Below are 12,544 nucleotides of genomic sequence, written 5' to 3'. Positions count from 1 at the left end.
TCGGTTCGTGGCGGTTCGTGGCGACGGCCGACCAGCCGACGACACCGATGTACAGTCCCGTCCACGAGCGCCGAAAACCGGGCGTCGTCCCTCGATTTTCTGCCTGCCGATTACTTCACGTTCGCGGGCCTATTGCGGGCATGAAATCGTACAAGGCGAAGATGGTCGAGCCCATCGAACTCCCCTCGCGCGAGGAGCGCGAGGCCGCCCTCGAACGCGCCGGCTACAACGCGTTCAACCTCGACGCCCGCGACGTGTACATCGACCTCCTGACCGACTCGGGGACGGGCACCATGTCCGCAGAGCAGTGGGCGGCGATGATTCGCGGCGACGAGGCCTACGCCGGGAGCGAGTCGTTCGCCCGACTCGCGGAGTCGGTCCGCGACGTGATGGGCTTCGAGCACGTCGTGCCGACCCATCAGGGCCGCGGCGCGGAGAACGTCCTCTACGGCGTCCTCTTGGAGGACGGCGACGTGGTGCCGAACAACTCACATTTCGACACGACCCGCGCCCACGTCGTCAACCAGGGCGCTGAACCGGTCGACTGCCCGTCGCCCGCCTCGCGGGACCCCAACTCCACGGAGACGTTCAAGGGTAACTTCGACATCGACGCGGGCTACGCGCTCGTCGAGGAGGTCGGTGCCGACGCGATTCCCGTCGTCGTCCTCACCATCACGAACAACTCCGTCGCCGGCCAGCCGGTTTCGATGGCGAACATCCGCGCCACCGCCGAGTTCGCCCGCGACATCGACGCCATGTTCGTCATCGACGCCTGCCGGTTCGCCGAGAACGCCCACTTCATCAAGACCCACGAGGCGGGCTACGAGAACCACTCGGTCGCCGAAATCGCCCGCGCGCAGTTCGAACACGCCGACGCCGTCACCATGTCCGGCAAGAAGGACGCGCTCGTCAACATCGGCGGGTTCGCCGCGATGCGCGACGAGACGGTGTTCGAACACGCGAAACAGCGCGCCATCCTCTACGAGGGCTTTCCCACCTACGGCGGCCTCTCGGGCCGCGACATCGAGGCGATGGCCGTCGGCCTCCGCGAGGCCGTCACGCCGCCGTACGTGTCCGACCGCGTCGAGCAGGTGGCCGAACTGGGCGACCTGCTGGTCGAGGCCGGCGTCCCCGTCTACCAGCCGACGGGTGGTCACGCGGTCTATCTCGACGCCGGCGAGGTGTTCCCGCACATCCCGAAAGACGAGTTCCCCGGACAGCAACTCGTCTGCGCGCTCTACCTCGAAGGCGGCGTCCGCGGCGTCGAACTCGGCGGCTTCGCGTTCCCCGGCACGGATCGCCCGGACCTCGTGCGCCTCGCGCTCCCGCGGCGCACCTACAGCCGCGAACACCTCGAACACGTCGCCGAGACGGCCGCGAGGGTGATGGACTCCGCCGACGAGTACGGCGGCCTCGAAATCGTCGCGGAGCCGCCGATGAAGGAGCTTCGGCACTTCTCGGCGCGGCTCGAACCGGTGTCGAACTGACGGCTTCGGGATAGCTACTCGCTTTTCTCTACTTCCCCTCGTACAGCCGACTCGCCAGCCGCTCCGGCAGGCCGACCTCGCGCACGCGTTCTGCGACGCGGTCGATGTCGTAGGTGACGCGCTCCGCCTCGATTTCCATCGCGTCGAGGTCGGCGACCGCGTAGGCCGCCCGCGGGTCGCCGTCGCGGGGTTGGCCGACGCTCCCGGGGTTCAGCACGATTCCGTCGTCGTAGATTCGGTGGCCCTGCACGTGGGTGTGGCCCAACGCCAGCAGGTCCTCGCCGTCGAGGAGCGCCGGCGAGAAGTCGTCGGGGTAGGTGTAGCGGTCGGGGTCGTTGGGGTGGCCGTGGGCGAGTTTGACCCGCCCGTCGGCGACGTGCCGCGTGTTCGGGAGCGCGGAGAGCCACTCCATCGACGACGGCGACAGCGCGTCGCGGGCGTAGTCGACGCCCGCGGCCGCCATGCTGTTGAAGCGGAAGCCGGTCCCCGACGTGACCGCGCGGTCGTGGTTCCCCGAGACCGTCGGCACGTCCCGCTCGGCGAGTTCGGACACGCACTCCTCGGGCCACGGGTTGTAGCCGACCACGTCGCCGGCGCAGACCAATCGGTCCACCGGCGGCATCGATTCGAGCACCGCGTCGAGTGCCGGGAGGTTCCCGTGCACGTCCGAGATGACGCCCAGACGCATGGCTCGGTGTACGGGTGCGCGGCTGAAAAATCTCGGGCCGAGCCGAACTACTCGCCGTTGTAGAAGGCGGTCTCGACGGCGTCGCCGACGGTCGCGGCGGCGGCGCAGACGGCGTGTTCGAACTCGTGGTCGTAGAGTTCGCGGGCCGCGTCGGCGGCGGTCTCCGCGTCGAGGTCGAACGCGCGGGGGTCGTCTTCCTCGTAGGTCGCCACGAGCGTGGGTTCGGTGACGGCTTCCACGACGAGGGCGTCCCTGCGGACGATGCCGATGAAGGCCTCGTCGTCGCCGACGACGCCAGCGATTCGGGGGGTGTCGTAGTCGTCCTTCTCGTAGTCGAGCGCGAGCAGAATCTCCGCGAGGGCGTCCCGCGGCGGGTAGCCGAGGTCGAGTTTCTCCGCGATGGGGTCGACTTGCGAGCCGTTGCCGACGACGACGTAGTCGCCGCCCTCGCGGACGCAGTTGTAGGCGATGTAGGGGTTGTCGGTCTCGGGGGCGTCGGGCGTCGGTCCGACGGTCAGGGCGTCGTCCCGGTCGACGACCTGTCGGTTCGGGAAGGACCGAGAGGAGACGCGATACGCACCGATTCCGGGGCCAACGACGACGAAACGTCCGACGTACATACACGACAGTGGATAGAATAGGGGCAAATAGTTGGCGGTTTATGCACGTCTGTCCGTCGCCGTGCGACGAAATCCCACGGCGGAATCGACACGCAACGTTTACAAATACCCGCGAAGTACGAACTGATGCGAAGTCCCATGGGGTAGTGGCCAATCCTGTTGCCTTCTGGGGGCAACGACCCAGGTTCGAATCCTGGTGGGACTACTTCTCAGCGTTCTACTCTCGACGAGGCCGCGCCGTCCCCCGCTCTCCAGTTGAAACGGAGGGGTAGGTCTCGGAAACCAAAGGGGGCCGTTTCGAGTGGAGTTTTTGATTCCAGACACTCAGACTCACGAATACGGACGGTACGGGCCGCGAAAATCGTTTAGCGGTCGACCGCGAGGAGCGCGACTCGTTCTCTGACCAGCGCGGGGAGGTCGCCGTCGGCGACGTCCAGTTCCGTCTCGCCCACGTCGAACACGTCGCGGACGAGCGCTTCGTCGTAGTCGCCGAGGGTTTCTGCGGGTTCGAGGCCGAGTCGGTCGAACAGCGCGGCCTCGGCGTCGGCCTCGTCGCCGCCGTCGACGAGAATCACGACCGGGAGCGTCCCCTCCGAGACGCCGATTTCGAACGCGCGATTGATCTGCCGGCGGCCGCTGGCGTAGAGGAGGATTTCGACCGCCCGGTCGCGGGCGATTTCGTTGCCGCGGGCGATGGCCCGGTCGGCGAGTTCGGTCGCCCGTTCGAGGTGTTCGCGGTCCACGACGTAGCGGGCGTCGAACGCCTGAATCGTCGCGCCCGTCTCCTCGGCCACCTCGCCGACGACCGCGATGAACGAATCGAGGTCCGCGACGGTCGCCTCGGCTTCGACGAGCCTCATTCGAAATCACCCAGACTGGCCTGCTGGTCGGCGCGCTCTTTGGCCGTCTCGAACCCGGCGTCGTCGGGGACGGCGTCGTCGGGCGCGTCGTCTTCGTCCACCTCGTCCATCGACGGATTCTTTCGACCCGCGGCTTCGAGGATGTTCTGGGCGGTCTTCCTGCGACCCCGGAGGGCGGCGAGGATGCGCGATTTCTCGGCCTCGCGGAGGTCGGCGCGGCTCTCGACGCCGGCTTCGAACAGCCGGCGGGCGCGCTTCCGGCCGACGCCGCGGACGCCGGCGAGGTCGAGCAGTTCCTCGCGGACGCCGTACTCGACGCGCTTTTTCGCCTCGCGGACCGCGTACACCGAATCGAGGTCGAGTTCGGCGGCGAGTCGCTCGGCCGCGCCGAGGAGCCACTCGGCGGTCTCGACCTTCCCGCGGATGTCGCCGGGGCCGACGCCGTAGCGCTCCGTGATGCGGTCCTCGTCCACCTCGCCGACCCAGTCTTCGAGGAGTTTCGCGGTCTTCAGCGCCGACAGCCAGTCTTCGAACGCCACGTCCTCGTACTCCGAGGGCACGCGCCCGAGGAACTCCGGTTCGCGCTCGTAGCACAGCTCGGTGTAGGTCTCGCGGTCGCCGGACTTCAGGTAGAGCTGATACATGTCCGGCGTCCGGCAGACGAGGTGATAGAGACCGAGCGGCGTCGGATACGTCCGGTCGGTCTCGAACGCGTCGGCGTCTCCGTCGCCGCCGTCCCCGTCGTCGCCGCCTCCACTGCCGCCGTCGTCGGCGACCATCTCGCTGGCCCGCCGGAAGCCGCCGGGTTCGGCGTCCGATTCGCTCCGGTCTCGCTTCGACTTCTCGGGCGTCTCGTCCGCGAGCGCCCGGAGCTTCTCGGCTCGATGGTCGGCCGCCCAGTCGAGGCCGTCGATGATTTCGGCGGCGCTCATCGGGTCGAGGTAGAGCCGCGAGACGGTGTGGCCGACGGGCGTCGCCCGAATCGTCTCGCCTTCGAACTCGACGAACCCGTTTACTTCGAGGTAGTCGAGCACGCGGTCTGTCACCTGTCCCAGTCGCTCGGGGTCGTCGGTCTGGGTCGCATACAGCGTCTGGTCGAGGAATTCGAGCAGCCCCTCGCGGGTGTGGGCGAAGCCCGAGGCGACCGTGGCGAGCAGGTGCGTCCGCAGGGCGGGCTCGGCCGCGAGCTTCGACCGCACGTCCTCGGCGTCGGCCCAGATGTACCGCTCGAACAGTTCGTCGCGGGCGTCCGCGTCCTTCGCCAACAGCACCGCCTCGCCGTAGGGGTCGAGGCCGGGGCGACCGGCGCGGCCCATCATCTGGTGGACTTCGAGCACGTCCAGCGGCTTCATCCCGCCGTAGTCGCCGTCGTAGCGCTGCCAGTCGCGGACGACGACGCGGCGGCTCGGGGTGTTGACGCCGGCGGCGAGCGTCGGCGTCGCGCAGATACATTTGATGAGTCGGTCGCGGAAGGCGTCTTCAACGAGGGTGCGGTGCTCGGCGGCCAGCCCCGCGTGGTGGAACGCTGAGCCCTTGGCGACCGCCGCGGCGAGGTCTTCGGAGGTCTCGGTGTCGGACACGTCGCGTATCTCGGCGGCGAGTTCCGCGAGGTCGCTCCGCTCGTCGCCGGTGATGTACTGTTGGGTCACGTCGGCCATGCGGCGGGCCGCGGACTCCGCGTTGCGCCGCGAGTTCACGAAGACGAGCGAGGAGCCCTGGTCGCCGTCGTCGTCGCCCTCCAACGCGTCGGCGACGAGCGCGGGCGTCTGTCGCTCCCCGCGACCGACCGGCACCTCGCGTTGGCTCCCGTCGGCGAAGGAGACGGCGTTGCCGTAGTGGACGCCCATCTTGAGGTCGATGGGTCGCCAGTCGGACTTGACGAGCTTCGCGTCGAGCCAGTCGGCGACGACGCCCGCGTTGCCGACGGTCGCCGACAGCGCGACGACCTGCAGGTTCGGGTTGAGTCGGCGGAGCTTCGCCAGCGTGACCTCCAGCGTCGGCCCCCGATGGCGGTCGTCGACGAGGTGGACCTCGTCGGCGACGACGCAGGTGAGTTGGTCCATCCACGCCGCGTTGTTCCGGACGAGCGAGTCGACCTTCTCGGAGGTGGCGACGATGATGTCGCGCGAGGAGAGCCACTCGCCGTCGGACTCGTAGTTGCCGGTCGAGACGCCGACGTCGATGCCGTACTCCTCCCAGCGCTCGAACTCGGCTTTCTTCTCGGAGGCGAGCGCCCGGAGCGGGACGATGTACAGCGCCTTCCCGCCGCGCGCGACGCTCGACAGCATCGCCAGTTCGGCGACGAGCGTCTTCCCGCTCGCCGTCGGGACGGCGGCCACGAGGCTCTCGCCGTCCGTCAGTCCGGCCTCGACGGCCTCGGCCTGCGGCGGGTACAGCTCCTCGATGCCCTCGTCGCGGAGGGCCTCGGGAACCCCCGTCGGTAGGCCCGTCAGGTCCGCAGTTCGCATTGCATCCCCCTTGGACCGTCCCCCGGTTTAAGCCATCGGGTCGGGGCGGGTGCGGGCGCGGGCGCATCGGTCTCGCGTCGGCAGGGCTTTGTACGGCCCGGCGGTACGATTGCCCATGAAAGTCGAGTACGACCGCGACACCTGTATCGGCATGTTCCAGTGTGTCGACGAGTGGGAGGGCTTCGAGAAGAACGTCGACGACGGCAAGGCCGACCTCGTCGACGGCGAGGAGACCGACGACGGCGTCTTCGTCCGCGAGGTCCCCGAGGACGCCGAGTTCGACGCGAAGTTCGCCGCCCGCGTCTGTCCCGTCGAGGCCATCCGCATCCTCGACGACGACGGCGAACAGCTCGTCCCCTGACCGCGACGCCGACGACGCCACCGATTGCTCTCGCTTCTTCGACGCGACCGAACCGTGCGACCGCCGACCGTGTGACTTCCGACCGTGGGGCGCGTCCCCGAACCCCTCCGTTTCGACTGGAGATTCGGCCGACGACAGAGTGTAAAAGTTAAGCGGCGGCCCCCTAATCGTGCCACTATGAGCCAAGCGACGAAAATCGTGCTCGGTACCGTCGGCGTGTCGGCCCTGCTGGCCGTCGTGTTCATCGGGATGAGCATCGCCTGAGCGGATGTTCGAGACGCGCACCCTGCCGTCGGACCTCGAATCGGTCCGCGACGAATACGCCCCCGGCGCGCTCGTCTTGGACGTGGCCGGCGACTTCGACACCATCCCCCCGGAGGCCGCGGAGAACCTCGGGCTGGTCGTCGAGTCGCTTTCCCCGGCGGCGTACCCCGCGGAGTGGCTACCAGACGACGCGCCCCAACAGCTCCGGCGCTACGCGTCGTCCGACTTCACTATCGGGATGCCCGGCGACGGCACGGTGACGTGGTCTCGACAGACCGCGCCGCCGGTCGTGCTGGTGAAGTACCGCGCGAAGGGGACGCCCGACGACTTCCTGGATTTCCTCATCGCCGAGGCGTTCGTGCAGGCCGGTAACGACGAGATTCCCGAACACTTCCTCCCCTTCTTCGGCGAGCGATTCCCCGACCTCGCCGCGGCGACGCCGCTCGGCCCGAGCGAGACGTATCAGGTCGCCGCCGCGCTCTACGAGGGGTGGGTCGGCCTCCACACCCGGGAGGCGTTCGCGTCGTGGGAGGGCGACTACGACCGCCTCCACGCGGCGTGGGTCGACGCGGGCGGCCGCCTCGACGACAGACTCGAAAACCTCCCGCGGCTCGTCGCGCTCGGCAGACTCTCGTTCGCCGAGGCGACCGAGTTCGCGTGTTCGGCCATCAAACACGGCCGTGACCTCCCCGCGCCGTTTTCGGCGCTCGACACCGCGGCGTACCGCGACCACGGGCCGAGCTACGCGGTCAAGTGGGCCGAAAAGACGTTCGAGCAACTCGCGGCGGACGACGACGCGGCGTCGGGCGGCGACGCCGACCCGACCGCCGACGACGCCGACGGCCCGCCGTAGCCGGCCGCGTCGCGTTTCGCCTCAGAACTCGGTCGTGACGGTGCCGTCCTCGTTGAGGTCGACGACGCCGTCGAACAGTTCGCGGAAGCGGTCGAGCGTCTCCTGGTCGTGGACCTCCTTCGAGAGGTGGAACAGCCCCACCGCGTCGAACTCGTCGAGGAGTTCGAGAATCCGTTTCGTCGCCTCGAAGGCGCGGTCCTCGTCGGCGTAGTAGGCCATCTCCGTGACCGAATCGACGCTGAGCCGGAGCTTCCCGTCGTGCCGTTCGAGGAACTGCCGGGTCTTTTCGACGATTGCGTCGAGGTCGTCGGGGGCCGCGACGTAGTGGATGTTGTCCGAACTGCGCCGGGAGTAGCCGCGCTCGATAGAGAGCGTGTCGAGGATGGTGGCGCTGGATTCGTCGACCTCGTAGTGTTCCAGCTTCTGTTCGACCTCGCGCGCGGTGGTCCGCGTCGAGATGACGAGGAAGTGGTCGGTGTCGACCTTGAAGAAATCCGTGTCGATGCGGTCGGTCTCGCCGATGCTCGGATGAAGGAGCAGGATTCCTGTGCCGCCCGGAATCGTCTCGGGCGTGTCTTCGATGGCGAGCTCGTAATCCATACCCCAAGCAGTTACCCTGCCGACTTAATCCTTCATACCGTTTGGCCGGCGTCGTCCCGGAATCGTGGTGCGTGTTGACACCTCGCCCGTTCCGCTCAGAACAGCGAGTCCGCCGTGGCAGCGCCGATGACGCTGAACACCGCGCCGACGCTCGTCGCCTTGAGCGTGATGCGGAGCACCGCGAGGTCGAGGTCGTATCCGAGGACGGTGACGAGGCTCTGCCCCGTCACGTCCGAGAGGAACGTCCCCGGCGCGTCGAACGCGAGCGCGAGGATGAACACGGAGAGATACGAGACGGAGATGAGGGAGATGAACCGGACGGGAATCCCGCCGACCTCGCGCTCCCTGTCGGGGTCGCGGTCGTCGGCCTTGTAGAGCGCGCCGTAGCCCACCGCGAGCACGATACAGAGCGTGAGGAGCGCCTGCGCGAACGACATGCTCCGCGCGAGCACCCACACCTCCTCGGTGACGACGAACGGCCCCGCGAGGAGGAAGCCGCCGACGACCTGCTGGGCGGTGTCGGCGAGCGCGAACCGGCGGCGGACTCCGACCATACACCGGTCGTCGTGACGGCGGTAATTAAAAGGCGCGTCGCGGCGACGGCGACACCGAGCGGGCGGGGAGTTCGACATCGCCGCGGGCCAGTTCGAACGCATTTTCACCCCGGCGCGCGAGGCTCCGGTATGAGCGTCCGCGACGAGTTCGACGCCTGGGCGGCCGACGGCCGCGACAGGGGCATGGAGGACCGACACTGGCACACCGCGAAGCACGCGCTCGCGCGGATGCCCGTCGAGGAAGGCGACACCGTCGTCGACCTCGGAACCGGGAGCGGCTACGCCCTCCGCGCGCTCCGCGACACGAAGGGTATCGGCCGGGGATTCGGCCTCGACGGCTCGCCCGAGATGGTCCAGAACGCCCGCGCGTACACCGACACCGACGACCTCTCGTTTCTCGTCGGCGACTTCGACGACCTCCCGTTCGAGGACGACAGCGTCGACCACGTCTGGTCGATGGAGGCGTTCTACTACGCCGCCGACCCGCACCACACCCTCGAAGAAATCGCCCGCGTCCTCAGGCCCGGCGGCACGTTCTACTGCGCGGTGAACTACTACGAGGAGAACGTCCACTCCCACGAGTGGCAGGACCTCATCTCCATCGACATGACCCGCTGGTCCCACGCGGAGTACCGCGAGGCGTTCCGCGACGCCGGCCTCCACGTCGCCGAACAGGACTCCATCGCCGACCTCGACATCGACATCCCGGCGGCCGCCGAGTTCCCGACCGACGACTGGGAGACCCGCGAGGCGATGGTCGAGCGCTACCGGACGTTCGGCACGCTCCTGACCGTCGGCGTCGCGCCCTGAACTGAACGGCGCGGAAAAACGACCGTCCCGCGCTACTCGACGATGTGTGCCGCCGCCGGGTCGAATCCGACTTCCAGCGTTGACCCGGCCTCGAATCCGGCCGCCGATTCTTCGCCGCCGTCTTCGACCGCCACGACGAGTTCCGTCCCGTCCCGGTCGAGTCGCACCCGCGTCGTCGCCCCCTGAAACTCGGTGTCGACGACGGTCCCGCGAATCCGGTTCGTCCCCGCGTCGGCCCGGAGCCGTTCGGGCCGGACGCAGAAGGTGAGTTCGTCGCCGGGTTCGGGTCGGGCGGGCCCTTCGGCCCGCTCCGAACTTCCGTCACCGGGCTGCGTTCTCGACCGTCCGAGCACGCGCCGCTCCTCGGCCAGCGTGAACACCGCGTCGCCGACGCCGACGCGAACCCCCCCCGTTTCCGGTCGAGACTCGACGACTGCGTCGAGGACGTTGTTCTCGCCGAGGAACTCCGCGACGAACCGCGTCCGGGGTCGGTGGTAGAGTTCGCGGGGCTTGCCGACCTGCTCGACGCGGCCGCGGTTGAGGACGGCCACCCGGTCTGAGACCGCCAGCGCCTCCGACTGGTCGTGGGTGACGTAGACGGTCGTCACGCCGAGGTCCGACTGGATGCGCTTTACCTGTCGGCGGAGCCGGTCGCGGAGGCGGGCGTCCAGCGCCGACATCGGCTCGTCGAGGAGCAGCAGGTCCGGGCCGGGAGCGAGCGCGCGAGCCAGCGCGACTCGCTGTTGTTGCCCGCCCGAGAGCGAGTCGGGGTCGCGGTCTTCGAACCCCGCGAGGTCGACGAGGTCCAGCAGTTCCGCGACGCGGTCGTCGCGGGAGCCGCCGCCCGGGGGGTCGGTAAAGCGGAGGCCGTAGGCGACGTTCTCGCCGACGCTGAGGTGCGGGAACAGCGCGTAGTTCTGGAACACGACGCCGACGCCCCGCGACTCGGGCGCGACGCCGGCCATCGACTCGCCGTCGAAGCGGACGGTCCCCTCGGTCGGGTCCTCGAAGCCGGCGATACAGCGGAGCGTGGTCGTCTTGCCGCAGCCGGAGGGGCCGACGAGCGTGAAGAACTCGCCGTCCTCGACCGACAGCGAGACGGAATCGAGGGCCGTCGCCGAGCCGTAGCGTTTGGACACCGCGTCGAGTTCGAGTCTCACGGGTTCGCCTCCGAAGTCACGTGCTCCTCTCGCCGGCGGACGGCCATAATTCTCACTGCCCGTGGCTCGCCCTCGGTTCGCTCTCTGCGCGCCCTCATAGCTCGCCCCACCGGCCGCCGAAGCGGTCGACGACGAGGAAGCTGGCGGACGTGACGAGAAGCAGGAGACAGCCCATCGCCGTCGCGGGGCCGAGCCGTCGCCCGAGGAACCGCTCGACGGCGACGGGCATCGTGTAGCTCCCCGCCCCCTCCGCGAGGATGATAGTCGAGTCGAACTCGCCGATGCTGATGGCGACGGCGAACGCCGCGCCCGCGACGACGCCGGTCCAGACGAGCGGCAGTTCGACGTCCACGAGCGCGCGGGTTCTGGTCGCGCCGAGCGACCGCGCGGACTCCACGAGCCGACCGTCGAGCCGGGCGAAAAGCGGCGCGACGTTCCGGGTGACGAAGGGGTACGCGCCGACGGCGTGGGCCGCGACGATGGCGAGCGCGCCGGTGACGCGGATTCGCGTCCCCAGCACGTCGACGCCGAAGACGAGGCCGCGGAGCAGGCCGAGGCCGACGACGATGCCCGAGACGGCGAAAGGGGCCATCGAGAGCACGTCGATGAGGCCGCGCCCGCGGTACCGGCGGGTCGTGAGGACGGCCATTGTCACGCCCATCGGGACGGCCACGACGAGCGTCCCCGCGGCGAAGGCCAGCGAGTTCAGGATGGCCGGGAGGGGCTTGACCTGAAAGCTCGCGCCGGTCGCCTGCCGCTCGGCGAGGAAGGCGTAGTTGGCGAGGGTGAAGCCGCCGTCGCCGCCGGTGACGCTCGCCAGCACCATGCTGGCGATGGGGACGACGAACACCAGTCCGACGACGAGGGCGTAGCCGGCGATACCCGCCGTCCGGAGCGCCAATTTCGGCGTCCAGTCGGACGGGACGACGGACCGGCGGGGAAGCGGGTTCGCCGCGCCGCCGGCGGACCGTTGGTTCGCCTCGTACCGGAGGTAGACGGCGGTCAGCGTGATGGAGACGGCCGTCTCGACGACCGCGAGGCTGGCGGCCTCGGCGTACGCGAGGTCTCTGACCCGCGAGTAGACGAACACCTCGATGGTCGCCAGTTGGAAGCCGCCGAGCGCGAGGACGATGGGGAACGACGCGAAGGTGAAGATGAACGTCAGCGTCGCGCCGACGCCGATAGACGGCAGGAGTTGCGGGAGGACCACGTCGCGGAAGGCCCGCCGCGGGCTCGCGCCGAGCGAGCGGGCGGTTTCGACGGTTCGGGCGTCCACGCTCTCCCACGCCGCGGTGACGACGCGGGCGACGAGCGGGGCGTTGTAGAACGCGTGGGCGACGATGATGGCTTCGAGCGTGAACAGCAGTTCGACCGGCGGGAGACCGACGAGAGAGAGCGCGCGGTTCAGCGTCCCGTTGCGGCCGAACGTCGCCACGAAGCCGATGGCGACCATGATGGAGGGCATGACGAACGGGAGGATGGTGAGCGAGCGGAGCGTCTCGCGGCCGCGGAACTCGAAGCGTGCGAACAGCCACGCGGCGGGGAGGCCGAGCGCGAGGCTGGCGAGCGTCGAGTAGAACGCCTGTTTCGCCGTGAACCAGATGATGTCGACGAGGTAGAACTCGCTCGTCAGCACCGCCGCGATGGGTTCGATGGTGAGCCGACCGTCGGCGAGGACGGCGTCGGCGAAGACGGTGGCGACGGGGTAGTAAAACAGGACGAGGAGGACGACGGCGGTGAGCGCCGCGACGAGGGTGAGCAGTCGCTGTTCGAGGGCGCGGGCGACCCGGCGAACCGAGGCGCGGCTCACCGGCTCACC

Annotated in this window: 12 protein-coding genes and 1 tRNA gene; 5 read left to right on the top strand and 8 right to left on the bottom strand. The window is 69.0% G+C overall.

The window, feature by feature from the left end:
- Positions 1-140 precede the first annotated feature (140 nt).
- Positions 141-1,487: a tryptophanase gene (locus FY251_RS05875; protein ID WP_148413867.1), complete on the top strand. Its 1,347-nt coding sequence runs from the start codon at positions 141-143 to the stop codon at positions 1,485-1,487.
- A gap of 28 nt (positions 1,488-1,515) precedes the next feature.
- On the opposite strand, the gene FY251_RS05870 is transcribed toward FY251_RS05875, so the two are convergent.
- Both FY251_RS05870 and FY251_RS05865 read right to left on the bottom strand, forming a co-directional pair.
- Complete coding sequence (locus FY251_RS05870; RefSeq protein ID WP_148413866.1) at positions 1,516-2,175, bottom strand: metallophosphoesterase; 660 nt, start codon at positions 2,173-2,175, stop codon at positions 1,516-1,518.
- Positions 2,176-2,222: 47 nt separating this feature from the next.
- Entirely contained in the window at positions 2,223-2,795 is a 573-nt protein-coding gene (locus tag FY251_RS05865) for an IMP cyclohydrolase (RefSeq protein WP_042663601.1), read from the bottom strand.
- 132 nt (positions 2,796-2,927) lie between these two features.
- On the opposite strand from FY251_RS05865, the gene FY251_RS05860 reads away from it, so the two are divergent.
- Positions 2,928-3,000, top strand: a tRNA-Gln gene (locus tag FY251_RS05860).
- A gap of 160 nt (positions 3,001-3,160) precedes the next feature.
- On the opposite strand, the gene cgi121 is transcribed toward FY251_RS05860, so the two are convergent.
- Entirely contained in the window at positions 3,161-3,655 is a 495-nt protein-coding gene (cgi121, locus tag FY251_RS05855; protein WP_148413865.1) for a KEOPS complex subunit Cgi121, read from the bottom strand.
- Entirely contained in the window at positions 3,652-6,123 is a 2,472-nt protein-coding gene (locus tag FY251_RS05850; protein ID WP_148413864.1) for an ATP-dependent DNA helicase, read from the bottom strand. The genes cgi121 and FY251_RS05850 overlap by 4 nt, the downstream gene beginning before the upstream one ends.
- A 115-nt stretch (positions 6,124-6,238) precedes the next feature.
- Here FY251_RS05850 and FY251_RS05845 point away from each other — a divergent pair, with 115 nt between their 5' ends.
- Positions 6,239-6,484, top strand: coding sequence for a ferredoxin (locus FY251_RS05845; RefSeq protein ID WP_148413863.1), 246 nt, complete (start codon positions 6,239-6,241; stop codon positions 6,482-6,484).
- Positions 6,485-6,752: 268 nt separating this feature from the next.
- Positions 6,753-7,601: a hypothetical protein gene (locus tag FY251_RS05835; RefSeq protein ID WP_148413861.1), complete on the top strand. Its 849-nt coding sequence runs from the start codon at positions 6,753-6,755 to the stop codon at positions 7,599-7,601.
- A gap of 21 nt (positions 7,602-7,622) precedes the next feature.
- Here the strand turns inward: FY251_RS05835 and FY251_RS05830 are convergent, their stop codons facing one another.
- Both FY251_RS05830 and FY251_RS05825 read right to left on the bottom strand, forming a co-directional pair.
- A complete protein-coding gene (locus FY251_RS05830; protein ID WP_148413860.1) occupies positions 7,623-8,201 on the bottom strand; it encodes a hypothetical protein in 579 nt (192 codons plus the stop codon).
- A 95-nt stretch (positions 8,202-8,296) separates the two neighbouring features.
- The gene (locus FY251_RS05825) at positions 8,297-8,755 is read right to left on the bottom strand and encodes a DUF2391 family protein (protein WP_148413859.1); all 459 of its coding nucleotides are present in this window, start codon (positions 8,753-8,755) and stop codon (positions 8,297-8,299) included.
- A gap of 129 nt (positions 8,756-8,884) precedes the next feature.
- Between FY251_RS05825 and FY251_RS05820 the strand changes: the two genes are divergently transcribed.
- Positions 8,885-9,565: a class I SAM-dependent methyltransferase gene (locus FY251_RS05820; RefSeq protein ID WP_148413858.1), complete on the top strand. Its 681-nt coding sequence runs from the start codon at positions 8,885-8,887 to the stop codon at positions 9,563-9,565.
- A 32-nt stretch (positions 9,566-9,597) separates the two neighbouring features.
- Here the strand turns inward: FY251_RS05820 and FY251_RS05815 are convergent, their stop codons facing one another.
- Together FY251_RS05815 and FY251_RS05810 are read right to left on the bottom strand one after the other, a co-directional pair.
- A complete protein-coding gene (locus FY251_RS05815; protein WP_148413857.1) occupies positions 9,598-10,725 on the bottom strand; it encodes an ABC transporter ATP-binding protein in 1,128 nt (375 codons plus the stop codon).
- 94 nt (positions 10,726-10,819) lie between these two features.
- Entirely contained in the window at positions 10,820-12,535 is a 1,716-nt protein-coding gene (locus tag FY251_RS05810) for an iron ABC transporter permease (protein WP_148413856.1), read from the bottom strand.
- Between the last annotated feature and the right edge of the window lie 9 nt (positions 12,536-12,544).

This window comes from Haloferax sp. KTX1, assembly GCF_902410085.1.
Taxonomy (GTDB): domain Archaea; phylum Halobacteriota; class Halobacteria; order Halobacteriales; family Haloferacaceae; genus Haloferax; species Haloferax massiliensis.
This window is presented reverse-complemented; position numbering and strand designations above follow the sequence as displayed.